Here is a 23,500-nt window from a genome sequence, read left to right on the forward strand (position 1 = left end):
CCCTCGGCGCCCGGTCGCGGCGCCGGCGGTTCGCGCCCCGGCCGCCTACACCTGCCGCTCCCGCACCGGCGGCGGCACCCATTCGTAGACCCAGGTTTCGGTCAGGGCCTGCCCGCCGGCGCGCAGGAACAGCCGCAGTGCGACCGGCTCGACCGTGTCGTCGGGCACCACGTCGAACATCGCGCGCCAGCCGCTGACCGAGGCCAGCGGCCGGGCCGAGGTCAGCTCCAGCGTGCCGCGCGACGCGCTCACCACCAGCTCCACCGCGGTGCCCGGCGGCAGCGCCGCCAGGTTGCCGCCGGCGAAGTCGACCGCGAAGCGCCACGAGTAGTACTTGCGCTCCCGGCCCACGATGCCGCCCAGGCCGGTGCGGCTGGCGACGCAGCGGGCCAGCGGCATCCGCACCGGCGGCTCGTCGCCCCAGAAGAGACGGTAGCCCAGCAGCAGTTCCTGGCCGGGCTCGGGCTTTTGCTGCGGGTTCCAGAAGGCGACGATGTTGTCGAAGGTCTCGTCCGCGGTCGGGATCTCGACCAGGTCGACCGAGCCCGCGCCCCAGTCGGAGGTGGGCTGCACCCAGACCGAGGGACGCTTCTCGTAGAAGACGCCGTCGTCCTGGTAGTTCTCGAAGTTGCGGTCGCGCTGCATCAGGCCGAAGCCGCCCGGGTTGTTGTCGGCGAAGGCGTTGAAGCGCAACGCCGTCGGGTTGCGCAGCGGACGCCAGATCCATTCGCCGGCGCCGGTGTGCATCCACAGGCCGTCGGAATCGTGGATCTCGGGGCGCCAGTCGTTGGCCATGCGGCGGTCGTTCTCGCCGGTCTGGTACATGCTGGTGAGCGGCGCCAGGCCCAGCCGCTCGATCGGCTTGCGCGGGTAGAGGGCGGCCTGCACCTCCATCGCGGTCGGCTCGCCCGGCGTGAGCGCGAAGCGGTAGGCGCCTGCGATGCTGGGTGAATCGAGCAGCGCATGCACCACCACCGTGGCGGCGCCGGCCGCGGGCCGCTCGATGTAGAAATCGGTGAAGTGGGGAAACTCCTCGTCGCGGGCCAGCGCGGTATCGACCGCCAGGCCGCGCGCCGACAGGCCGTACTGCAGCGTGCCGCCCACCGCCCGGAAGTAGCTCGCCCCCAGGAAGGCGACTACGTCCTGTCGCGGCGCGGCCTGCGTGGCCAGGCGGAAGCCGGCGAAACCCAGGTCGGGCGGCAGCGCGTCGCCGTCGAGCGCGCTCCGGCCGTAGTCGAACATCGCCGGGTCGTAGCCCAGCTCCTGCGCCCGGCCGTCGACCACCTCGTGGATGTGCACTCGGCGCTTGAAGAACGTGCCCAGGTGGAACAGCTTGATCTGGAACGGCAGGCCCAGGTCGGCCCACAGGGCGTGGTCGTCCTTGAAGCGGATCGCCTGGTAGGCGTCGTAGCCCAGGCCGGCGACGGCCGGGGGCATCTCGGCCACCGGGGCCGTCCAGGGCCGGACGGCGAGGGCGCGGGCGCGGGCCTGCAGCCAGGCGGCATCGAAGGGCCGTGCCGTGCCGAGCGGCTGGAGGGCGGCGGCCCAGGCGGCGGGGGCGGGCAGGCCGGTCCCCAGGGCGGTGCCGGCGCAGGCGGCGCCGAGGAAGCGTCGTCGTTTCATGCAGTGCGCACCACACGGTGCAAAAAGAAGTTGAACACCCGAGGATATAGGGCGCTGCGCCGACCGCCCCGGCCGGCCGCCGACCGTGCGGGGTCTTTGCCGCGGACCGCGCGGAGCCGGCTGCCCTGCGCAGCCTGCCCGGCTTCCCGGTCGTCCGTTTTGCGGCCGATCCCGCGTGGGGCTATGCTGGTTGCCTGCCGGCCCCGGCCCCGGGGGCCGGGCCCCACTCCCAAAGGAACAAGACCGCATGAAAGCCACCTGGAACGGCAAGACCATCGCCGAGAGCGACGACACCGTGCTCGTCGAGGGCAACCACTACTTCCCCGCCGATTCGCTCAACCGCGACTTCGTCACCTTCAGCAACCACCACACCGATTGCCACTGGAAAGGCAAGGCCAGCTATTACTCGCTGCTGGTCGACGGCGAGATGAATACCGACGCCGCCTGGTATTACCCCGATCCGAAGCCGGGCGCCGAAGAGATCCGCGGCCGCGTCGCCTTCTGGAAGGGCGTCAAGGTCGCTGCCTGATCGCCAGAGGCACGGCACCGTCTATCGTCGGAACTGCTATTAAATTTATAGCTAGAGGTCGGCGATCCGCGCCGGCTGCGGCTACTATTTGTTCAGAAACGAGGTTTCAGGGGTCGAGAGGCCCTGCCGCGAGAGCAGCAGGCCCGTACACCGCCTCGGACTTCCAGGCCCCAACGTGCGAGGCGCTGGCTGCCTCGACCAGCGCCGGTCCGATGCATTCGATCGGCTGGGGCGACGCGGCGAATACGTCGCGGCACGACAGCGCGGCATCGACCTGGTCGGCCCGCCCGCCGGGAACACCCGCAGCGGCACCGTCGGTGCATCCGGCCCCCGCGGCCCCCTCCTTCGAGAAGCACGAACGCATGAGCAGCACCCCCTACGACATGGCCGAACTCCAGAAAGAAACGCGCATGGGCGCGATGGGTTCGGAGACACCCGCCCGCGAGATCCGCCGCATCGGCCTGGCCGATTTCGACCGCCGCAAGGCCGAGATCGCCGACCAGCTCTGGGACGCGTCGGTCGACGTCGGCTTCTTCCAGGTGGCCGACCACGGCATCGACCTGGCCGAGATGCGCGCCGCCTTCGCGATGACCGAGCGCTTCTTCGCGCTGCCCGACAGCGTCAAGGCGCAGTATCCGTTGAAGAAGGCGCTCAACTCGGGCTGGGAAAGCCGCGCCCAGGTGCGGCCCTCCACCGGCACGCCCGATCAGAAGGAGTCCTACCAGATCACCCGGCCGCATATGGACGGCCTCTGGCCGACCGAGGACGAACTGGCCGGCTTCCGGGCGACGATGCTGGCCTTCGAGGAAAAGAGCTGGGCGGTGGGCATGCGCCTGCTGTCGTGCTTCGCGCTGAAGCTGGGTTTCGACGAGGCGTTCTTCGCCCGCGCGCACGACCCGTCCCGGCCCAGTTACCAGAGCACCCTGCGGATGCTGCACTACTACGCGATCCCACCGCAAGAGCAGCGCTCGCCGGGCCTCTGGCGGGCCGGCGCGCACACCGATTTCGACTGCCTGACGCTGCTCTACCAGCGCCAGGGTCAGGGCGGCCTGCAGGTCTGCCCGGGCAAGGAGATGGACGCGCAGGAGTGGACCTCGATCGCGCCGCAGGAAGACCTGATCACCTGCAACATCGGCGACATGCTGATGCGCTGGAGCGACGACCGGCTGCCGAGCAACTTCCACCGAGTGCGTGACCCTGCCGCAGGCGAATACAGGGGTCCGCGCTACAGCCTGGCCTTTTTCTGCCAGGCCAACCGCGACGCGGTGATCGAATCGCCCAGCGGCGAATACCCGCCGATCACGGCCGGCGACTACCTGAACCAGCGGATCGCGGCCAACTTCAAGAAATACTGACGCGCAGGCCGCCCGCCGGGATCAGCCCGGCGGCGGCGGCGCGGGCGCCGTGCCCTGCGGCAGCGTCCGCGCGCTGATTCGAAAGACATGCTGCTCCGGGTCGGTCAGCACCGCCCGCCACTGGCCGTAGCAGGTCGCGTACGGCATCTTGATCACCCGGCCGCCCAGCGCGCCGACGCGGTCGGCCACGTCGTTCACCGCCGCGGGCGTGGGCAGCATGATGGTGGCGTAGGCGGTGACCGGTGCGGCGAGCGGGCGGACCGCTGCGCGGTCTTCCAATGCCGGCAGCGCGTAGGCCGGCTGGGCGTTGAAGCCGAACCGCACGCCTTCGTATTCCAGCGCGCGGTAGATCGGCGAGCGACCCGTCTCGGCCTCCTGCCAGCCCAGCAGCGTTTGGTAGAAGCGCATCTGGGCCTCCATGTCGCGGCAGAGCAGGTCGAACCGGAGCTTCATGCGGTGGCACCCGCCGTGTGTCGCCTGCATCTACTGGACGACGTGCGTCAGGTCGAGCGCGGCGGTCAGGTCGCCCATCGGCCTGCCGCCGTTCTTGACCAGCGCCGCGTCGCGTCGGGCCGGGCCGGGCCGGGCATTGTCTCCACGCCCCAGCGGCGGGTGATGAAGCGCAGCACGGACGCGGTGTCGTACTGCGTGTGGTCGCCCCCGCCGTGGCGGGCCCGGGGCGGCACGATCAGTGTGGGGATGCGGATTCCGGGGTCCCAGGCGTCGCCCGCCGGCACGGCCTTGTGGTCCGGGAAGCCGCCGTTGTCCGCGTGGATCACCACTGCGGTCCGGATGTCCCGCTGCAGCAGGGCGTCGCAGGATGTGGCGTCGCTGCCGTGGCGGGCGGCCGGCAGCACGGTCGCTGCGGTGGCGGTGACGAGGGCAAGAAGGCGATGGGAGGATTCCATGGGCGCTTTCTGTCATGAAGATTTTCGGCCAGCCGGAATTCTGGGTGCGCCTCCGTGACAGGCGGATGACGGTCGGCCGTCACCGGATAGACGCATCGCAGGCGCAGGCCCGTGCGCCGCGTTTTTTTTGCGCCGTTGCCCATGACCGCCCACGCCCTCCCTCCCGATCGGCCGGCCCGCTCTTCGCCGCGGCGGGCGCGCCGCCGCGCCTGAAGGACGTCGAGATCGGCGACGTGATCGCCTTCCTCCACGCGCCGACCGACAAGGACCTGCAGCCGGCGGTCGACGCCCTGACACGATCGAGCCCGCGCGGTTCGGTCCGACCGCGTCCCTGAGACGCGACGGCATGTCCCTGCCGCGGGGGCGGCCTACACCTCGAACCAGTCGGTGCCGGTCAGCGGGTCGGCGATGTCGATCTGCGCCGCCGTGGCCGCCAGGGCGGCGGAGAGGGTGGCGCGGGCCAGGTCTGGCCGGTTGTTGCGCTCGCTCAGGTGGGCGGCCACCACCCGACGCAAGCCGGCGTGCCGCACGGCGGATGCCACCTCGGCGGCCGCGGCGTTGGCCAGATGGCCATAGCGGCCGCCGACCCGGCGCTTCAAAAAGTCCGGATAGCGCGAGAGCGCCAGCAGCTCGGGGTCGTGGTTGCTCTCCAGCATCAGCGCATGGCAGCCTTGGAGCTGCGCCAGCACATGGGCGGTGGCGTGGCCCAGGTCGGTCAACAGGCCGAGGTGCGCCGCGCCGTCGGAGCAGCGCAACTGCAGCGGTTCGCGGGCGTCGTGCGGCACGGTGAACGGCCGCGCCTCGAAGCCCCCCAGGTCGATCGGGGCCATGTCGTACGCCACGTGCAGCAGGCCGTCGAAATCGGGCGCGCCCAGCGCCGCGTGGGTGCCCTGGCTCATCCACACCGGGACGCGGTTACGCGCCGCGAAGGCATGCACGCAGCCGATGTGGTCCGAATGCTCGTGGGTGATGAACACCGCGCCGATGTCGGCCGCCGCCAGGCCCGCCAGCCTCAGCCGCTGTTCCAGCTGCCGGATGTTCAGGCCGCAGTCGACCAGCAGGCGAGTGGTGCGGGTGCCGCTGCGGCCCTCGACCACGGTGGCGTTGCCGGTACTGCCGCTGGCCAGGTTGCGAAATCGAAGAATGGAGGAGAAGTGGAGCGCGGAACCGGAAAAGGAAGGCCGCAATGCACGCCGGCCGTCCTGTGGGACGGCCGGTGCTGTTGAAAACGCTGCGGCCCGGGCGGGCCGCCGGATCACTTCAGGTCGTCGGCGACCACTTGGACGATGCGGCCCGCGTCGGCCGAGCGCTCGGGCGCGCCGGCGGTGTTGCGCACCGTCACCGTGCTCTGCTCGCCCTGGCCCTTGACGACGATCCGGTACTTGACCGGCGGCGAGGCATCGGGGTTGCGGTTGAAGATCTTGCCGAGGAAGCCCTGGTCCTTCTTGTCGGCATTGGGTGCCACGTAGCGGACGAAGTAAATACCCTGGCTGCGGTCGCGGTCCTCGACGGTGAAGCCGGTGCGGTCGAGCGTCAGGCCCACCCGGCGCCATGCGCGGTCGAAGTTCTCGTCGATCTGCACCGCCGGCAGGCCGTCCACGCTGGCGACGCGCGCGGTGTTGCGCACCGTGGGGCCCGACGCGATCATCTGCTTGGAATGCGCCTCGGAGGCGCCGCCCAACTTGACCATCAGGCGGCGCAGCAGCTCGGCTTCCAGTTCGGGGTCGGTCGGGCGGGGCTGCCAGACGGTCTGGTCCTTCTGCGCCTTGTCGACATAGACCTCCTGCATGCCGCGGTGGCTGATGTAGATCTCGGTCCTGCCGTCGGCGGTGCGCTCCAGGCGGGTGCGGAACTTGTCGCGCTCGCCGGTGGAGTAGGCCGAGTCGATCAGCTTGCCCAGGGTGCTGCGGATGATGTCCTGCGGCAGCTTGGCACGGTTCTCGGCCCAGTCGGTCTCGATGATGCCGAGGTTGTTCTGGTCGATCGTCAGCAGGAAGCCGTTCTCCAGCCAGAAGTCGCGGACCGGGTCCCACAGCTTGTCGGCCGGGCGGTTGACCACCAGCCAGCGGGTGTTGCCGTCGCGCTCGATGCGCACGTCGCCCAGGCTCGCGGGCGCGGCACCGGCGGTGCCGGGTGCGGCGGCGGATTGCGCCGCCTGGAAGCCGGCGGCCGAGGCCACGCCGCCGGTCACCACGTAGCGGGAGTCGCGCGATAGCTGGGTCAGGTCGGGTGGCACCTCCAGGGTGGGTGCGCGGCCGGCGCTCTTGTAGTCGATCTTGTCGGAGTCGAATACCGAACACGCCGACAGGGCCAAGGCCAGGCCCAGCAGGCCGAAACGGCGGGCGACAGGTGCGATTCGGGTCACGGAAAATCCCTTGCGTTTGAAGTGAGAGAGACGGGCGGCAGGCGGCGGCGGACCGCTCACAGCAGGCCGGCGGCGCGCAGCGCCTGTTCGACGACCGGACCGTTGGAGTCGGCCAGCGGCGTCATCGGCAGGCGCATCGTGCCGCCGCACAGGCCCATGCGCGCCAGCGCCCATTTGACCGGGATCGGGTTGGCCTCGACGAAGAGGTGCTTGTGCACCGGCATCAGCTGCTGCTGGATCTGCATCGCGCGGCGGGCGTCGCCGGCGATGGCGGCCACGCACAGCGCGTGCATCAGACGCGGCGCGACGTTGGCCGTCACGCTGATGTTGCCCTGGCCGCCGCAGAGCATCAGGGCCGCCGCGGTCGGGTCGTCGCCGGAGTACACGGCGAAACCCTTGGGCACGTCGCGGATCAGCCACTGCGCCCGCTCGATGTTGCCGGTGGCTTCTTTGATGCCGACGATGCCCGGCACCTGGGCCAGGCGCAGAACCGTGTCGTGCAGCATATCGGCGACGGTGCGGCCGGGCACGTTGTAGAGGACGGTGGGCAGGTCGCCGACGGCTTCGGCGATGGCCTTGAAATGCCGGTACTGGCCTTCCTGCGTCGGCTTGTTGTAGTAGGGCACCACCTGCAACTGCGAATCGGCGCCCACGCCCTTGGCGAAGCGGGCCAGCTCGATCGCCTCCTTGGTGGAGTTGGCGCCGCATCCGGCCATGATCGGCACCCGGCCCGCCGCCTGCTCGACCGACACGCGGATGATCTCGCAGTGCTCCTCGACGTCGACGGTGGGCGATTCGCCGGTGGTCCCCACGACGCCGATGCAGTCGGTGCCCTCGGCGATGTGCCAGTCGATGAGCTTGCGCAGGGTGGGATAGTCCACGCTGGCATCGTCGTGCATCGGAGTGACGAGGGCCACGATGCTGCCTGTGAGGGAACCGTTGTGCGAGGTCATGTCGGTGGAGGAGGCCGGTCGGTCAAAGCATCGAATTTTAGCCAGTCGGGGGTGGGACGATCGCAAACGGCCTGCAAAGCCTGTCGCGGGCCGGGCAGGGGGTCTGAGTCAGACGAGCGCGCCGGGTTCCCCGGCCGCATCGGCGGTGGCGGCGCGGCGATGCCCTCGGTCGGCGGGCGAACGGCGGCGATGCGCTGCATCCAGCGCGGCGTGGATGCCGGCGAGAACCCCGGCCGAGGGCGCGTCGGCGCCGCTCAAAAGCATGCCCATACCTGGTCGGCCAGCGCGCGCAGGAATTCCGGCTGCAGGTAGAGCATGAACACGCCGGCCAGCAGCACCGCGGCCAGCATGGCGCCGGTGACCCGCACCGCGATGCGGGCCAGGCCGCGGCCTCCGCGCGGCGCCGTGCCGCGGCGCAGGTCCGGCGGTGCGCCGGCGTTCATGCCGTCACCGCGCTGCGCCGCCGGCGGATCGGCGCCTCGCGCACCGGAAGGTTGATCAGCGCGGCGAAGACGCCGAGCGCGATCGACAGCCACCAGACCACGTCGTAGCTGCCGGTGCGGTCGTAGAGCAGCCCGCCCAGCCAGACACCCAGGAACGATCCCGCCTGGTGCCCCATGAAGACGAAGCCGCTGAGCATCGACAGGTGCTGGATACCGAAGATCTGCGCGATCGCCGAGTGGGTGACCGGCACGGTGGAGAGCCACAGCGCCCCCATCACCGCCGAGAAGACGTACACGCTGGCCGGGCTGATCGGCACCAGCAGGAACACGGTGATCGCCACCGCGCGGGAGAAGTAGATGAAGGCCAGGATCTTGCGCTTGGCCATCCGCTGCCCCAGCACGCCGGCGGTGTAGGTGCCGAAGATGTTGAACAGGCCGATCAGCGCCAGCGCGTAGCTGGCCACCTCGGGCGACAGGCCCTTGTCCTTGAGGTAGCTGGGCATGTGCACCCCGATGAAGACCACCTGGAAGCCGCAGACGAAGTAGCCGGCCGTCAGCAGCTGGAAGCTGGAGTAGCGCAAGGCCTCGGTCAGTGCCTGCAGGATCGTCTGCTCCCGCACCGGCCGGGCCGCGCCGGTGCCGAAGCCCGGCTCCCGCAGCCCGAAGGCCAGCGGCACCACCAGCAGCGCCGCGGCGGCCAGCACCATCAACGCCTGGTGCCAGCCCAGCTGGGCGATCAGCCGACCCTCGACCGGCACCATCAGGAACTGGCCGAAAGAGCCCGCCGCCGCGGTGACGCCCATCGCCCAGGAGCGCCGCTCGACCGGGATCTGCCGCCCCAGGATGCCGTAGATCACCGCGTAGGTGCTGCCGGCCTGCGCCGCGCCGATCAGGATGCCGGCGCTCAGGTTGAACAGCAGCGGCGTGGGCGACGAGGCCATGCCGGCCAGCCCCGCCGCGTACAGCAGCGAGCCGCCCAGCAGCAACCGAAAGGCGCCGAACCGGTCTGCCGCCATGCCCGCGAAGATGCCGAAGATGCCCCACGACAGGTTCTGCACCGCGATCGCGAAGGAGAAGGTCTGCCGCGTCCAGCCCATTTCCTGCGTGATCGGCTGCAGCCACAGGCCGAAGCCGTGGCGGATGCCCATCGAGAGCGTCACGATGATCGCGCCGCAGAGGAGGACTCGCCGCAGGGGCAGGGAGGCGTGCGGGGCAGGGGGCATGGGGCTGGGGGGGCTGGCACGGTGCCGGAGGTGGGGACGCGAGAGGTGGTGGCGCCGTGCGCCGCGATTGTCCGCCAGAGCGGCGGCCGCGTGTGCCCCGCAGGACGCATTCGGCACGTCGCCGACAGGGCTGTATCTGTACGGATATCCAGTAGCGTGGGCCTTCTCACTACAATCCGGCCCCATGGCGACTCCCCCCAAGACTTCTCCCGCGTATTCCGAAAGCTCGATCCGGGTGCTGAAAGGCCTGGAGCCGGTCAAGCAGCGGCCGGGCATGTACACCCGCACCGACAACCCGTTGCACATCGTGCAGGAGGTGATCGACAACGCCGCCGACGAGGCCCTGGCCGGCCACGGCAAGAAGATCAAGGTGACGCTGTTCGCCGACGGCTCCATCGGCATCGAGGACGACGGCCGAGGCATTCCCTTCGGCATGCACCCGGAAGAAAACGCGCCGGTGATCGAGCTGGTGTTCACCCGGCTGCATGCCGGCGGCAAGTTCGACAAGGGTTCGGGCGGCGCCTACAGCTTCTCGGGCGGCCTGCACGGCGTGGGCGTGTCGGTGACCAACGCGCTCTCGACCCGGCTGGAGGCCACCTCGTACCGCGAAGGCAAGGCGGCGCGCCTGGTCTTCGGCGGCGGCGACGTGATCGAGGCGTTGGCCACCCGCCAGGCGGGCGAGGGCGACCGCAAGCAGGGCACCTCGGTGCGCGTCTGGCCCGACGCCGGCTATTTCGAATCGCCGCTGCTGCCGATGGGCGAGCTGACCCATCTGCTGCGCAGCAAGGCGGTGCTGATGCCCGGCGTGTCGGTCTCGCTGGTCAACGAGAAGACCCGCGAAACCCAGACCTGGCAGTACAAGGGCGGCCTGCGCGACTACCTGGCGCAGACCCTCCATGGCGACCCGGTGATCCCGCTCTTCGAAGGCGAGGGCTTCGCCGACCGGTCGCACGAGAGCTTCGCCGAAGGCGAGGGCGCCAGCTGGGCGGTGGCTTTCACCGAGGACGGCGCGCCGGTGCGCGAAAGCTACGTCAACCTGATTCCGACCAGCGCCGGCGGCACCCACGAAAGCGGCCTGCGCGACGGCCTGTTCACCGCGGTCAGGAGCTTCATCGAGCTGCATGCGCTGCTGCCCAAGGGCGTGAAGCTCCTGCCCGAAGACGTCTTCGCCCGCGCCAGCTACGTGCTGAGCGCCAAGGTGCTGGACCCGCAGTTCCAGGGCCAGGTCAAGGAGCGGCTCAATTCCCGCGACGCGGTGCGGCTGGTGTCGTCCTTCGTACGGCCGGCGCTGGAGCTGTGGCTGCACCAGCATGTCGACTACGGCAAGAAGCTGGCCGAACTCGCCATCAAGGCCGCCCAGGTGCGCCAGAAGGCCGGCCAGAAGGTCGAGAAGCGCAAGGGCTCGGGCGTGGCGGTGCTGCCCGGCAAGCTGACCGACTGCGAGAGCCGTGACCTGGCCCACAACGAGGTCTTCCTGGTCGAGGGCGACTCCGCCGGCGGCAGCGCCAAGATGGGCCGCGACAAGGAGAGCCAGGCGATCCTGCCGCTGCGCGGCAAGGTCCTCAACACCTGGGAGGTCGACCGCGACCGGCTCTTCGCCAACACCGAGATCCACGACATCTCGGTCGCGATCGGCGTCGATCCGCACGGCCCGAACGACACGCCCGACCTGTCGGGCCTGCGCTACGGCAAGGTCTGCATCCTGAGCGATGCCGACGTGGACGGCTCCCACATCCAGGTGCTGCTGCTGACGCTCTTCTTCCGGCATTTCCCCAAGCTGATCGAGACCGGCCATGTCTTCGTCGCCCGGCCGCCGCTCTACCGGATCGACGCGCCGGCCCGCGGCAAGAAGCCGGCCGCCAAGGTCTACGCGCTCGACGAAGGCGAACTGACCGCCACGCTCGACAAGCTGCGCAAGGACGGGGTGAAGGAAAACGGCTGGAGCATCAGCCGCTTCAAGGGCCTGGGGGAGATGAACGCCGAGCAGCTGTGGGAGACCACGCTCAACCCCGACACCCGCCGGCTGCTGCCGGTGCAGCTGGGCGTGATGGACTTCGGCCAGACCGAGCAGCTCATCACCAAGCTGATGGGCAAGGGCGAGGCCGCAGCCCGCCGCGAGCTGATGGAGCTGCACGGCGACGCGGTGGAGATCGATGTCTAGCCGCGTCGGCCTTATCGTCGGCGTCGGCGTCGGCGTCGGCGTCGTCGTGGGCCGTGCCGCAGCGCGGATTGCGGGTCTTTCAGGCCGCTGGCCGGCGTTGTGCGCCGGCCTTCTGCTATCGATTTCGCAGCAGGCGGCCTGGGCCGACGTCTGGGGCTACATGGACGACCTGGGCACCGCCCACTTCGCTGCCGAGAAGGTCGACGAGCGCTACAGCCTGTTCTTCCAGGCCGGCCAGAGCTTCGACACCCGCGACATGGCGGCCGCCGCCGCGCCCGCCGGCACCGGCCTGGCGCAGATGCGCACCTTCTTCGACATCTCGCCGGGCTACAAGGCGGTGCGGCGCCACTTGAGGGCCGCGGCCGACCTGCGCAAGATCGACTACGCGCTGCTGCAGGCGCTGATCGTCACCGAATCGGGCTTCGACGCCGGGGCCGTGTCGCCGCGCGGCGCTGTCGGCCTGATGCAGGTGATGCCGGCCACCGCCCGGCAATACGGCATCGCCGCCCTGCCCCACCAGTCGGTGGTGCGGCAGCTGGTCGATCCGCTGGTCAACATCGGCGCCGGCACGCGGCACCTGCGCTACCTGCTCGACCTGTTCCCCGGCCGGCTGGAGCTGGCGATCGCCGCCTACAACGCCGGCGAAGGCGCGGTGCAGCGCGCCGGCGGCAAGGTGCCCGACTTTCCCGAGACGCAAAACTACGTGAAGACGGTAATGCAGATCTACCGCCTGCTGCGGCCCACGGCCGAGGCATCGTCCACGCGCGCCGTTGGCGAACTGCCCGGCCGCGGCGGCGCGCCGGCCGACGGCGGCGGCCCGCACCGGGTGCGGATGGAGCTGGCGCCGCCGCCGGCCGAACGCATGCCGGTCAGCGCCGAGCCCCGAGCGGCAGCCGGTTTCGACGTGGCGGCCGTATCCGGTGCGACGGGCGCTCCCGGCGGACGCCGACGGTACCTTGCCGCGGCGGACGCTTTCGCCGGCAACGCTTCCTATTCCCTGACCGCCCCCGGCGAATGAGCCTTTTCTTTTCCTGATGAGCGACAACCTTCCCCTCGATTTGGCCGCCCGTCCGGCGCCCCCCCCGGCCGGCGATTCGCAACCCGACCTGGGCACCTACGCCCAGCGCGCCTACCTGGAATACGCCCTCTCGGTCGTCAAGGGCCGGGCGCTGCCCGACGTTTGCGACGGCCAGAAGCCGGTGCAGCGCCGCATCCTCTATTCGATGGAGCGGATGGGCCTGGGCTTCTCCGGTGCCAACGCCGCCAACGGCGCCAAGCCGGTCAAGAGCGCCCGGGTGGTGGGCGACGTGCTGGGTCGCTTCCATCCGCACGGTGACCAGGCGGCCTACGACGCGCTGGTGCGCATGGCGCAGGATTTCAGCCAGCGCTATCCGCTCATCGACGGGCAGGGCAACTTCGGCAGCCGCGACGGCGACGGCGCCGCGGCGATGCGCTACACCGAGGCGCGGCTCTCCAGGATCACCCGGCTGCTGCTGGAGGAGATCGACGAGGGCACGGTCGACTTCATCCCCAACTACGACGGCAGCACCCAGGAGCCGCGCCAGCTGCCGGCCCGCCTGCCGTTCACCCTGCTCAACGGCGCCTCGGGCATCGCGGTGGGCCTGGCGACCGAGATCCCCAGCCACAACCTGCGCGAGATCGCGGACGCCTGCGTCGCCTTGATCAAGACGCCGGAGATGCCCGACGAGGAACTGTTCGCCCTCGTGCCCGGCCCCGACTATCCCGGCGGCGGCCAGATCATCAGCGCCGCCGGCGACATCGCCGACGCCTACCGCAGCGGCCGCGGCAGCCTGAAGGTGCGGGCCCGCTGGAAGATCGAGGAACTGGCCCGGGGCCAGTGGCAATTGGTGGTCCACGAGCTGCCGCCCGGCGTCAGCTCGCAAAGGGTGCTCGAAGAGATCGAGGAGCTGACCAACCCCAAGGTCAAGGCCGGCAAGAAGGCGCTCAGCCAGGACCAGGTGCAGCTGAAGGCGGTGCTGCTGGGCGTGCTGGACGGGGTGCGCGACGAATCCAGCAAGGACGCGCCGGTGCGCCTGGTCTTCGAGCCCAAGACCGGCAAGACGCCGCAGGCCGAACTGGTCGGCACGCTGCTGGCGCAGACCTCGCTGGAGACCTCGGCGCCGGTCAACATGACCATGGTGGGCCTGGACGGCCGGCCGGTGCAGAAATCGCTGCGGCAGATGCTGCTGGAGTGGATCGAGTTTCGCCAGCAGACGGTGCAGCGCCGTTCGCAGCACCGGCTCGACAAGGTGCTGGACCGGATCCACATCCTCGAAGGCCGGCAGACCGTGCTGCTCAACATCGACGAGGTGATCGCGATCATCCGGCAGGCCGACGACCCGAAGGCCGCGCTGATCGCGCGCTTTTCGCTCAGCGACCGGCAGGCCGAGGACATCCTCGAAATCCGGCTGCGCCAACTGGCCCGGCTGGAGGCGATCAAGATCGAGCAGGAACTGGCGGGCCTGCGCACCGAGCAGACCAGGCTCGAAGAAATCCTGGGCAGCCCGGCGGCCCTGCGCCGGCTCATGGTCAAGGAGATCGAGGCCGACGCCAGGCAGTTCGCCGACCCGCGGCGCACCCTGATCCAGGCCGAGAAGCGCGCCGTGGCCGAGGTGCGGGTGGTGGACGAGCCGGTCACGGTCGTCGTCTCGCAGAAGGGCTGGGTGCGGGCGCGCGGCGGCCACGGCCACGATGCGGGCGGCTTCGCCTTCAAGGCGGGCGACGGGCTCTACGGCACCTTCGAATGCCGCACGGTGGACGTGCTGCTGGTCTTCGGCGGCAACGGCCGGGTCTACACGCTGCCGGTGGCCGTGCTGCCGAATGCGCGGGGCGACGGCCAGCCGGTCACCACGCTGATCGAGCTGGAAACGGGCACCCAGCTGGCCCACTACTTCGCCGGCCCGCCGGGCGCCGCGCTGCTGCTGGCCGGTTCGGGCGGCTACGGCTTCATCGCCAACGTCGAGAACCTGGTGTCGCGCCAGCGCGGCGGCAAGACCTTCGTGGCCCTCGGCGAGGGCGAGACGCTCTGCCGCCCCAGCCTGGCGATGCTGCCCACCGCCGCCCAGGCGGGCGCCGCCAGGCCGGTGTTGCCGGCCACGCATGTCTGCTGCGCCTCGACCGGCGGCCGCATCCTGACCTTCGAGATCGGCGAACTGAAGCTCATGGAGAAGGGCGGCCGCGGCCTGATGCTGATCGACCTGGAGCCGAAGGACACCCTGGCCGGTGCCGCCGCCTACACCCGCAGCGTGCGGATCGAGGGCATCGGCCGCGGCGCCAAGGAGCGCGACGAGACGCTGGAACTCCGCAGCCTCAACAACGCCCGCGCGTTGCGGGGCCGCAAGGGCAAGGCGGCCGACCTGGGCTTCAAGCCCCATGCGGTGACGCGGGTCGAGTAAGACCTTTCGTCACCGCCGGCCAGTGCGTCAGAAAGTGCAAAGCACCGTGGCCAGGCCGCTGGCGCGCATGGTGGCGGTGGTCCGGCTCGACGGGCCGTAGACGGTGCCGCACGGCGGAATATCAGCGCGGCTACAACCCGCCCAGCGCCCGCAGCACGTTCTCCGGCGTGGCCGGCGCCTCCAGCCGCACCGGGCCGCCGCCGGGCCGCGCCGCGGCCACCGCGTCGCGCAGCGCCTCGTACACGCTGATCGCCAGCATGAAGGGCGGCTCGCCGACGGCCTTGCTGCCGAAGACGTTGTCCTCGCGATTGGGCTCGTGCCACAGCTCGACCTTGAAGTGCGCCGGGATGTCGCCGGTCGCCGGGATCTTGTAGGTGCTGGGGGCGTGGGTGGTGAGCAGGCCCTTGTCGTTCCAAACCAGCTGCTCGGTGGTGAGCCAGCCCATGCCCTGGACGAAGCCGCCTTCGATCTGGCCGATGTCGAGGGCCGGGTTGATGCTGCGGCCCACGTCGTGGAGGATGTCGACCCGCAGCACCCGGCTCTCGCCGGTCAGGGTGTCGATCGCCACCTCGGTCGCGGCCGCGCCGTAGGCGAAGTAGTAGAACGGCCGGCCGGTGAGGGTGGTCTTGTCGTAGTGGATCTTGGGCGTGCGGTAGAAGCCGTCGCTCCACAGCTGGATGCGGTTGGCGTAGGCCATGGCGACCACGTCGTCGAAGCGGCGGGTGGTGGTGGGCGAGACCACCTCGCCGTCGGCGAACGAGATCTCGCCTGCGCCGCAGCCGTCGAGGCCGCAGACGAAGCTGGCGATGTTGTCGCGCACGTTGCGGGCGGCGTACTGGGCGGCCCGGCCGTTCAGGTCGGTGCCGCTGCTGGCGGCGGTGGCGCTGGCATGGGGCACCTTGCCGGTGTCGGCGGCGGTCACCAGCACCCGGGCGAAGGGCACGCCCAGCTCGTCGGCCACGATCTGCGCCACCTTGGTGTTGAGGCCCTGGCCCATCTCGGTGCCGCCGTGGTTCACCTGCACGCTGCCGTCGGTATACACATGCACCAGCGCGCCGGCCTGGTTGAACAGGGTGGCGGTGAACGAGATGCCGAACTTCACCGGCGTGACGGCCAGCCCCCGCTTCAGCACAGGCTGCGCTGCATTCCAGATGGAAATGGCCTCTTGCCGGCGCCGGTAGCCGGCATCCTGCTCTAGTTTCGATAGCAGGGGCTGGAGGATGTTGTCCTCCACCTGCATCTGGTAGTGGGTGACGTTGCGCTCGGCGGTGCCGTAGAGGTTGCGGTAGCGCACATCGAGCGCGTCGAGGCCCAGGTGCCGGGCGATGTCGCCCAGGATCGCCTCGATCACGATCACGCCCTGCGGGCCGCCGAAGCCGCGGAAGGCGGTGTGGCTCTGGGTATTGGTCTTGCAGCGGTAGCTGCGGATGGTGACGTCCGACAGGTAGTAGCCGTTGTCGGCATGGAAGACGGCGCGGTCGGCCACCGGGCCCGACAGGTCTGCCGAGAAGCCGCAGTTGACCAACATCGTCAGGTCCAGCGCGGTGATGCGGCCGGTGGCGTCGAAGCCCACCTCCCAGTCGTAGGCGAAGGGGTGACGCTTGCCGGTGACCATGAAGTCGTCGTCGCGGTCCAGGCGCAGCTTGACCGGATGGCCGGTCTTCTTCGCCGCCAGCGCGGCCCAGACGGCCAGGTGCCCGGCCTGCGTTTCCTTGCCGCCGAAGCCGCCGCCCAGGCGCCGGCATTCGACCCGCACCGCATGGTTGTCGACGCCCAGCGCATGCGCCACCCAGTGCTGCACCTCGCCCGGGTGCTGGGTGCTGGAGTGGATCCACCACTGGTTCTGCTCCAGCGGCAGGGCATAGGCCACCTGGCCCTCCAGGTAGAAGTGCTCCTGGCCGCCGACCTCCAGCGTGCCCTGCAGCCGGTGGGCGGCCCGCGGCATCGCGCCGTGGGCGTCGCCGCGATGCACCGTGACCGGCGGCAGCACGTAGCGCTGCGCGGCGTGGGCGGTGCGCGGGTCCAGCACCGCGGGCAGCGGCTCGATGTCGAGCACCACCGCGCGGGCCGCGCGGCGGGCCTGCATCACCGTGTCGGCCACCACCAGGCCGACCACCTGGCCGATGTGCTGCACCGTGCCGAAGGCGAAGACCGGCTCGTCGTGGCCGAAGGCGGCCAGCAGCTTGTCGCCGGGGATGTCGTCGGCCAGCAGCACCTCGCGCACGCCGGGCATGGCCAGCGCCGCCGTGGTGTCGATGCCGCGCAGCCGGCCGTGGGCCACGGTCGAGAGGATCGGCGCGGCCTGCAGGGTACCGCGCACCTCCGGGATGTCGTCGACGTAGGTGGCGCCGCCGGCCACTTGGGCGCGGGCGCTCTCGTGGGGCTGCGAGCGGCCCTGGGCGCGGGTGGGCGGCGCGGCGGTGCGGGGCAGTGCGCCCGGGTCGTGCGGCTGGGCGGCATCGACCGTGTCGGCGTGCGCGTCGGCCGCGGCAACGCGCGGGTCGTCGCCGGCATCGCGGCTGACGGGGATCGGCGGGGCGCCGGGGGTGTCGCGAGCGTTCATCGGATCACCTCCAGCGCCAGAGATTCGAGCCGCACGTCCGCCTGGCCCTGGCTCTCGCGCCAGCAGCGCTGCATCAGGTTGGCGAGCAGCACCCTGCGGTAGCCGCCTGAGGCCCGCATGTCGGAGATCGGCTGGAACTCGGCCTGCAGCGCGACACCGGCGGCCCGGGCGGCCTGCGCCTTCCAGGGGCGGCCGACCAGGGCGGCCTCGGCCTGGCGGGCGCGGGACGGCACTGCCGCTACGCCGCCCGCGCCGATGGAGGCGTGGCGGACGGTGCCGTCGGCATCGAGCACCAAACGGATCGCCAGGCAGACGGCGGAGATGTCGTCGTCCTGCCGCTTGCTGATCTTGAAGACATACAGCCCCCCCAGGCTGCCCCGCTGCGCGTGGTCCGCCAAGCCCCTCGGGGGGCGGCCCTGGAGGACCGGCGGAGCCGGATCCTCGGGGCCCTGAGGGGCGGCGGCTGCGCTGCGCGCTGCGCCGGCTGAATGCTCCTTGTCCGGCGCGGGCACGTCGATGTACGCCACGATCTCGTCGGGCGCCATCACGTTCTGCCGGTAGCCGGTGTAGAGGTCTTCCACCGCCAGGCTGCGCTGGCCGCGGACGCTCGCCAGCACCACCTGCGCGCCCAGGGCGATCAGCAGCGGCATCGAGTCGCCGATCGGCGAGCCGTTGGCGACGTTGCCGCCCAGGGTACCGGCGTTGCGCACCGGCAGGCTGGCGAAGCGGGCGGCGAAGGGCGCGATCGCCGGGCGGTCGGCCGACAGGGCGGCGTAGGCCGCCTGCAGCGTGGCGGCGGCGCCGATGCGCAGGGCCCCGTCGGCCGCGCGCGCGATGCGGCGCAGTTCGGCCGCGCGGGTGGTGTCGATCACCTGGGCGAACCGGCGGTGCTGCTTGGTCACCCACAGACCGACGTCGGTGCAGCCGGCGACCAACTGGGCCTGCGGCCGGGCGGCGCGGGCCGCGAGCAGGGCAGGGAGGGTGGTGGGGGCGATGTAGGCCGCGTCGTCTGTCCGTCCACACACCGGTTCATCGACCGAATCGGGCTCCGGCCAGCGCGGGACGCCGACCATATGCTCTAGTTTCGATAGCACGGCGCCGTGGTCGAGCGCCACCGGGGGCAGCATGGCCATCCGCTCGGCCGCCTCCAGGATCGGCCGGTAGCCGGTGCAGCGGCAGAGGTTGCCGGACAGGTCTTCCTGCGCCACCGCCCGGGTGATCGTCTGGCCCCGGCAGACCCGGTTCTGGTACATGCCGAACAGGCTCATCACGAAGCCGGGGGTGCAGAAGCCGCACTGCGATCCGTGGCACTGCACCAGCGCCTCCTGCGCCGGGTGCAGGGTGCCGTCGGACGCGGCCAGGTCCTCCACCGTCCAGAGCGCCATGCCGTCGACCGAATGCGCCAGCTTGGTGCAGCTGTTGACCGCCCGCACTTCCAGCGACGCGGCGCCGTCGTCGCCGAGGCGGCGCTCGCCGACGACCACGGTACAGGCGCCGCAATCGCCCTCGCCGCAGCCTTCCTTGGTGCCGGTGCAGTGCAGGTCCTCGCGCAGCAGGTCGAGCAATGTGCGGTCGGGCGGCACGTGGGCCAACGTCACGGTCTTGCCGCGTCGTAGGAAGCGCAGGGGTTGGGTGTGCATGGGGGTGCATCGCGGGGGGCGGTGCGGTAAGCAGCAAAAAGGAGGCCAGCGCCGAGGTTAGGCGAGGCTGGCTGACGCAGCATACAACTGGAGCGGCCATGGAAATCGCGATTCGGAAGATCGGCAACGGCAGAGGCGTAGTGCTGCCGAAGCCCTTGCTGGCGGAGGCGGGGCTGGAAGAGCGGTCCATCGCCCACATCGCGGTGGAGAACGGCACCAGCGTCCCCAGCAAGCCCTCGAAGGCGGGGGGGGCAGGTCGGGGCGGAGACACACTGCCATGGGCGAATTCGGCAATACGGACGACGGGGAGCTGGACTGGTGAAGCGCGCAGACATCCGGCGGGTGAAAACAAGACGCGGCGGGCCCGGAAGATGGGTGTCGTTTCCGCCTAAACCTTGGCGAGCTTGCTGGTCGCGCTGCATGAGCAGTTCGCCGAGTGAAGGAATTCGGCGCCCGCATGTCGCGGCGGTCGATTACTCCAGCCCGAACGCCGCCCGCAGCGCGGCAGAGGCGTGCGGCGGGCGAAATCGGCACGACGATGCTACGAAAAGAATAGCTTCCGGTCGGCGACTGGATTCGGCCCTGGCCACTTTTTATCCGCGAGGACGGATTTTCCCCCGACGGTGCACCCCGCGACACGAAAAGCGACAATCCCGGCATGACACCCAGCGCCTCCCCGCCGCGCCTGCAGCTGACCGGCATCACCAAGCGCTACCCGGCGGTCGTCGCCAACAGCGGCGTATCGCTGCTCGTGCGGCCGGGCGAGACCCATGCGGTGCTGGGCGAGAACGGTGCCGGCAAGTCCACGCTGATGAAGGTCATCTACGGATCGGTCAAGCCCGACGAGGGCGGCGTGCTCTTCGACGGCCGTCCGGTGCAGGTCAAGAACCCGCAGGAGGCGCGGGCGCTGGGCATCGCGATGGTGTTCCAGCATTTCAGCCTCTTCGATACGCTGACGGTGGCCGAGAACGTCTGGCTGGGGTTGGAGAAATCCCTCACGCTGGCCGAGGTGTCCCGCCGCATCACGGCCAAGGCGTCGGAGTACGGCCTGGACATCGACCCCACCCGCCCGGTGCACACCCTGTCGGTCGGCGAGATGCAGCGGGTCGAAATCATCCGCGCGCTGCTGACCGACCCGACGCTGCTGATCCTCGACGAGCCCACCTCGGTGCTGACGCCGCAGGCGGTCGAGAAGCTCTTCGTGGTGCTCAAGCAGCTGGCCCGCGAGGGCTGCAGCATCCTCTACATCAGCCACAAGCTGCACGAGATCCGCTCGTTGTGCACCGCCTGCACCGTGCTGCGCGGCGGCAAGGTGACGGGCGTCTGCAATCCGGCGGAAGAAACCAAAGCCTCGCTCTCGCGGCTGATGATCGGCGCCGAGCCGCCCGCGCTGCAGCACCGTGCCTCGACCGTCGGCGCCGCGGTGTTGCGGGTGCGGGGCCTGACGCTGGAGCGCGAATCGCCCTTCGGCACCGACCTCGACGACGTGCGGCTGGAGGTGCGGGCGGGCGAGGTGGTCGGCATCGCCGGCGTCTCGGGCAACGGGCAGCGGGAGCTGCTCTACACGCTGTCGGGCGAAGACACCCGCGCCGCGCCGGCCGCGGTCGAGGTGTCCGGCCAGCCGGCGGGCCGGCTGTCGCCCGGCGCGCGGCGGGGGCTGGGCCTGCATTTCGTGCCGGAGGAGCGGCTGGGCCGCGGCGCGGTTCCCACGCTGGGCCTGGCCCACAACCTGCTGCTGACCCGCCGCGACGCGGTGGGCGCGGGCGGCTGGCTGAAGCTGGGCGCGCTGGAGAAGCAGGCCCGAGACATCATCGCCCGCTTCAACGTCAAGGCCGGCGGGCCGCATGCGGCGGCGCGGTCGCTCTCGGGCGGCAATCTGCAGAAATTCATCGTCGGCCGCGAGATCGACGCCCAGCCCCGGCTGCTCATCGTCTCCCAGCCCACCTGGGGCGTGGACGTGGGCGCCGCCGCCCAGATCCGCGGCGCGATCCTGGCGCTGCGCGACGCCGGCTGCGCGGTGCTGGTGGTCAGCGAAGAGCTGGACGAGCTGTTCGAGCTGAGCGACCGGCTGCACGTCATGGCCGAGGGGCGTCTCTCGCCCCCGATGGCTCGGGCCGACGCCACGGTGGAGCAGATCGGCGCCTGGATGAGCGGGCTGTGGGATGCGCCTGCCGCCGTCGCCGCGCAGGAGGCCGCGGCATGCTGAAGCTCGAACCCCGCCCGCAGCCTTCGAGGCACTGGAGCCATGCGTCGCCGCTGCTGGCGCTGGCCATCACCGTGGTGATCGGCGTGCTGCTGTTCGGCGCCCTGGGCAAGGACCCGGTGCGCGGGCTGCAGGTCTTCTTCTGGGAGCCTGTCAAGTCGATCTATGCGCTGGGTGAGCTGATGGTCAAGGCCACACCGCTGCTGCTGATCGCGCTGGGCCTGGCGGTGTGCTTTCGGTCCAACGTCTGGAACATCGGTGCCGAGGGCCAGTTCGTGATCGGCGCGGTGGCCGCCGGCGGCGTGGCGCTGATGGCCGACAAGACCACCGGGCCCTGGATCGTGCCCGCGATCCTGCTGGCCGGCGTGGCCGGCGGCATGGCTTGGGCGGCGCTGGTGGCGCTGCTGCGCGACAAGTTCAATGCCAACGAGATCCTGGTCAGCCTGATGCTGGTCTACGTCGGCGTGCTGGTGCTGGGCTACCTGGTCTACGGGCCGTGGAAGGACCCGGCCGGCTACAACTTCCCGCAGACCAGGACCTTCGACGCGGTGACGCAGATCCCGCGGCTGATGCAGGGCTCGCGCATGGGCATCGGACTGCCGATCGCGCTGGCCGGGGCGGCGGCGCTGTGGATCTTTCTGTTCCGCACCAAGGCCGGCTTCGCCCAGCAGGTGGGCGGGCTGGCGCCGGCGGCGGCGCGGTATGCGGGGTTTTCCTCGCGCAAGGCGCTGTGGATCGCGCTGCTGGTCTCGGGCGGCGCGGCCGGCCTGGCCGGTGCGCTGGAGGTGGCCGGGCCGGTGGGCCAGCTCACGCCGTACATCCCGGCGGGCTACGGCTTCGCCGCGATCATCGTCGCCTTCGTCGGGCGGCTGCATCCGGTCGGCATGGTGCTGTCTGCCGTGCTTATGAGCATGTTCTACATCGGCGGGGAGCTGGCGCAGTCGCGCCTGGGCCTGCCGAAATCCTTGACCGGCGTGTTCCAGGGCCTGCTGCTCTTCACGCTCCTGGCCTGCGATACCTTGATCGCCTACAGGATCACTTTCGCCCCCAGGCTGCGCGCCGCGCGTCTTCGCCCACCGCCTTCCGGGGCACCCGAACGGTCCGGCGAAGCCGACCCCGCGGGGCCGCTGGCGCAACCCCCTGCGGAAGTGAAGGGCTGAGATGGAATCCTACGCACTGCTTTTCGCGGCGACGCTGTCGGCCGGCACCGTGCTGGCGCTGGCCGCGCTGGGCCTGCTGATCAACGAGAAGGCCGGCATCGTCAACCTGGGGGCCGAGGGAACGATGCTTTGCGCCGCGATCGCCGGCTTCGCCACCACGGTGCACACCGGCAGCCATGCGCTGGGCTTCGTGGCCGGCATGGCGGCGGGCGCGGCGCTGGCTGCGGTGTTCGGCGTGCTGGTGATCTGGCTCAACACCAACCAATACGCGACCGGGCTGGCGCTGTCGTTGTTCGGCACCGGCTTCTCGGCCTTCGTCGGCATCTCGTATGTACAGGCCAGGCTGCCCGAGAGCACCCGCTTCGTGGTGCCGCTGCTGGGCGACATCCCGGTGTTGGGGCCGGCCTTGTTCCGCCACCATCCGCTGGTATACGGCGCGATGCTGCTGACCGCCGGGCTGGTCTGGTTCCTGTACCGCTCGCGCGCCGGGCTGGTGCTGCGCTCGGTCGGCGAATCGCCGGAATCGGCCCATGCGCTGGGCTACCCGGTGCGGCGCATACGGCTGGCCGCGGCGGTGGCGGGCGGCGCGCTCTGCGGGCTGGCCGGCGCGTATATCTCGACCGTCTACACGCCGCTTTGGGTCGAGGGCATGGTCGCCGGCCGCGGCTGGATCGCGCTGGCGCTGACCACCTTCGCCACCTGGCGGCCGGCCCGGGTATTGCTGGGTGCCTACCTGTTCGGCGGCGTGACGATGCTGCAGTTCCACCTGCAGGCGGTCGGCGTGGCGGTGCCGAGCCAGCTGCTCAGCATGCTGCCCTACCTGGCGACCATCTTGGTGCTGGCCCTGATTTCGCGCAACCCGGCCTGGATCCGCATCAACATGCCGGCCTCGCTGGGGAAACCCTTCCATCCTGGGTCATGATGCGGGGTGGCCCGGTCCCTGCCGCATCGCCACCTG

At 70.7% G+C, this 23,500-nt stretch carries 20 protein-coding genes and 2 pseudogenes; 10 read left to right on the forward strand and 12 right to left on the reverse strand.

What is annotated here, in order from left to right; translation table 11 throughout:
* Positions 1-45: 45 nt before the first annotated feature.
* Positions 46-1,623, reverse strand: coding sequence for a glucan biosynthesis protein (locus tag DFQ15_RS00160; RefSeq protein WP_110464021.1), 1,578 nt, complete (start codon positions 1,621-1,623; stop codon positions 46-48).
* Positions 1,624-1,870: 247 nt separating this feature from the next.
* Between DFQ15_RS00160 and DFQ15_RS00165 the strand changes: the two genes are divergently transcribed.
* On the forward strand, positions 1,871-2,152 hold the full coding sequence (locus tag DFQ15_RS00165; protein WP_110464022.1) for a DUF427 domain-containing protein: 282 nt from the start codon (positions 1,871-1,873) through the stop codon (positions 2,150-2,152).
* A 106-nt stretch (positions 2,153-2,258) separates the two neighbouring features.
* Here DFQ15_RS00165 and DFQ15_RS00170 read toward each other — a convergent pair.
* Positions 2,259-2,444: pseudogene (locus tag DFQ15_RS00170) on the reverse strand (hypothetical protein); the annotation flags it as partial.
* Between the two features lie 70 nt (positions 2,445-2,514).
* Here DFQ15_RS00170 and DFQ15_RS00175 point away from each other — a divergent pair.
* Positions 2,515-3,507 carry an isopenicillin N synthase family dioxygenase gene (locus DFQ15_RS00175; RefSeq protein ID WP_110464023.1) on the forward strand — a complete coding sequence of 331 codons (993 nt, stop codon included), beginning with the start codon at positions 2,515-2,517 and terminating at the stop codon, positions 3,505-3,507.
* Positions 3,508-3,528: 21 nt separating this feature from the next.
* Here DFQ15_RS00175 and DFQ15_RS00180 read toward each other — a convergent pair whose 3' ends face one another.
* Both DFQ15_RS00180 and DFQ15_RS00185 read right to left on the reverse strand, forming a co-directional pair.
* Positions 3,529-3,960 (reverse strand): VOC family protein, encoded by a 432-nt coding sequence (locus DFQ15_RS00180; protein WP_110464024.1) that lies wholly within the window; start codon positions 3,958-3,960, stop codon positions 3,529-3,531.
* Between the two features lie 30 nt (positions 3,961-3,990).
* Positions 3,991-4,289, reverse strand: a pseudogene (locus DFQ15_RS00185) (alkaline phosphatase family protein); the annotation flags it as partial.
* A gap of 140 nt (positions 4,290-4,429) precedes the next feature.
* Here DFQ15_RS00185 and DFQ15_RS00190 point away from each other — a divergent pair.
* Complete coding sequence (locus DFQ15_RS00190; protein WP_110464025.1) at positions 4,430-4,750, forward strand: hypothetical protein; 321 nt, start codon at positions 4,430-4,432, stop codon at positions 4,748-4,750.
* Positions 4,751-4,783: 33 nt separating this feature from the next.
* Here DFQ15_RS00190 and DFQ15_RS00195 read toward each other — a convergent pair whose 3' ends face one another.
* From DFQ15_RS00195 to DFQ15_RS00215, 6 genes are all read right to left on the reverse strand, one after another.
* A complete protein-coding gene (locus tag DFQ15_RS00195) occupies positions 4,784-5,560 on the reverse strand; it encodes an MBL fold metallo-hydrolase (RefSeq protein ID WP_110464246.1) in 777 nt (258 codons plus the stop codon).
* Between the two features lie 110 nt (positions 5,561-5,670).
* A complete protein-coding gene (gene bamC, locus DFQ15_RS00200) occupies positions 5,671-6,771 on the reverse strand; it encodes an outer membrane protein assembly factor BamC (RefSeq protein WP_110464247.1) in 1,101 nt (366 codons plus the stop codon).
* A 65-nt stretch (positions 6,772-6,836) separates the two neighbouring features.
* On the reverse strand, positions 6,837-7,733 hold the full coding sequence (gene dapA, locus DFQ15_RS00205; protein ID WP_110464026.1) for a 4-hydroxy-tetrahydrodipicolinate synthase: 897 nt from the start codon (positions 7,731-7,733) through the stop codon (positions 6,837-6,839).
* Between the two features lie 108 nt (positions 7,734-7,841).
* The gene (locus DFQ15_RS17315) at positions 7,842-7,997 is read right to left on the reverse strand and encodes a hypothetical protein (RefSeq protein WP_158528977.1); all 156 of its coding nucleotides are present in this window, start codon (positions 7,995-7,997) and stop codon (positions 7,842-7,844) included.
* On the reverse strand, positions 7,988-8,176 hold the full coding sequence (locus DFQ15_RS00210; RefSeq protein WP_110464027.1) for a hypothetical protein: 189 nt from the start codon (positions 8,174-8,176) through the stop codon (positions 7,988-7,990). The genes DFQ15_RS17315 and DFQ15_RS00210 overlap by 10 nt, the downstream gene beginning before the upstream one ends.
* On the reverse strand, positions 8,173-9,399 hold the full coding sequence (locus tag DFQ15_RS00215; RefSeq protein ID WP_110464028.1) for an MFS transporter: 1,227 nt from the start codon (positions 9,397-9,399) through the stop codon (positions 8,173-8,175). Before DFQ15_RS00215 ends, DFQ15_RS00210 begins: the two co-directional genes overlap by 4 nt.
* Before the next feature lie 184 nt (positions 9,400-9,583).
* On the opposite strand from DFQ15_RS00215, the gene DFQ15_RS00220 reads away from it, so the two are divergent.
* From DFQ15_RS00220 to parC, 3 genes are read left to right on the forward strand one after another with little or no spacing between them, the layout of a single operon-like run.
* Positions 9,584-11,560 (forward strand): DNA topoisomerase IV subunit B, encoded by a 1,977-nt coding sequence (locus DFQ15_RS00220; RefSeq protein ID WP_110464029.1) that lies wholly within the window; start codon positions 9,584-9,586, stop codon positions 11,558-11,560.
* Entirely contained in the window at positions 11,553-12,578 is a 1,026-nt protein-coding gene (locus DFQ15_RS00225) for a lytic transglycosylase domain-containing protein (RefSeq protein ID WP_110464030.1), read from the forward strand. Before DFQ15_RS00220 ends, DFQ15_RS00225 begins: the two co-directional genes overlap by 8 nt.
* Positions 12,579-12,594: 16 nt before the next feature.
* Complete coding sequence (gene parC, locus DFQ15_RS00230; RefSeq protein WP_110464031.1) at positions 12,595-14,976, forward strand: DNA topoisomerase IV subunit A; 2,382 nt, start codon at positions 12,595-12,597, stop codon at positions 14,974-14,976.
* A gap of 130 nt (positions 14,977-15,106) precedes the next feature.
* On the opposite strand, the gene xdhB is transcribed toward parC, so the two are convergent.
* Both xdhB and DFQ15_RS00240 read right to left on the reverse strand, forming a co-directional pair.
* Complete coding sequence (xdhB, locus tag DFQ15_RS00235) at positions 15,107-17,539, reverse strand: xanthine dehydrogenase molybdopterin binding subunit (protein WP_110464032.1); 2,433 nt, start codon at positions 17,537-17,539, stop codon at positions 15,107-15,109.
* Positions 17,536-19,179, reverse strand: coding sequence for a xanthine dehydrogenase small subunit (locus DFQ15_RS00240; protein ID WP_110464033.1), 1,644 nt, complete (start codon positions 19,177-19,179; stop codon positions 17,536-17,538). The genes xdhB and DFQ15_RS00240 overlap by 4 nt, the downstream gene beginning before the upstream one ends.
* A gap of 98 nt (positions 19,180-19,277) precedes the next feature.
* Here DFQ15_RS00240 and DFQ15_RS00245 point away from each other — a divergent pair, with 98 nt between their 5' ends.
* From DFQ15_RS00245 to DFQ15_RS00260, 4 genes are all read left to right on the forward strand, one after another.
* Positions 19,278-19,571, forward strand: coding sequence for an AbrB/MazE/SpoVT family DNA-binding domain-containing protein (locus DFQ15_RS00245; RefSeq protein ID WP_233504198.1), 294 nt, complete (start codon positions 19,278-19,280; stop codon positions 19,569-19,571).
* 266 nt (positions 19,572-19,837) lie between these two features.
* On the forward strand, positions 19,838-21,385 hold the full coding sequence (locus DFQ15_RS00250) for an ABC transporter ATP-binding protein (RefSeq protein WP_110464034.1): 1,548 nt from the start codon (positions 19,838-19,840) through the stop codon (positions 21,383-21,385).
* On the forward strand, positions 21,379-22,542 hold the full coding sequence (locus DFQ15_RS00255; protein WP_110464035.1) for an ABC transporter permease: 1,164 nt from the start codon (positions 21,379-21,381) through the stop codon (positions 22,540-22,542). The genes DFQ15_RS00250 and DFQ15_RS00255 overlap by 7 nt, the downstream gene beginning before the upstream one ends.
* A gap of 1 nt (position 22,543) precedes the next feature.
* On the forward strand, positions 22,544-23,464 hold the full coding sequence (locus DFQ15_RS00260) for an ABC transporter permease (protein WP_110464036.1): 921 nt from the start codon (positions 22,544-22,546) through the stop codon (positions 23,462-23,464).
* Positions 23,465-23,500: the final 36 nt, after the last annotated feature.

The sequence above is a fragment of the Xylophilus ampelinus genome (assembly GCF_003217575.1).
GTDB classification, from domain to species: domain Bacteria; phylum Pseudomonadota; class Gammaproteobacteria; order Burkholderiales; family Burkholderiaceae_C; genus Xylophilus; species Xylophilus ampelinus.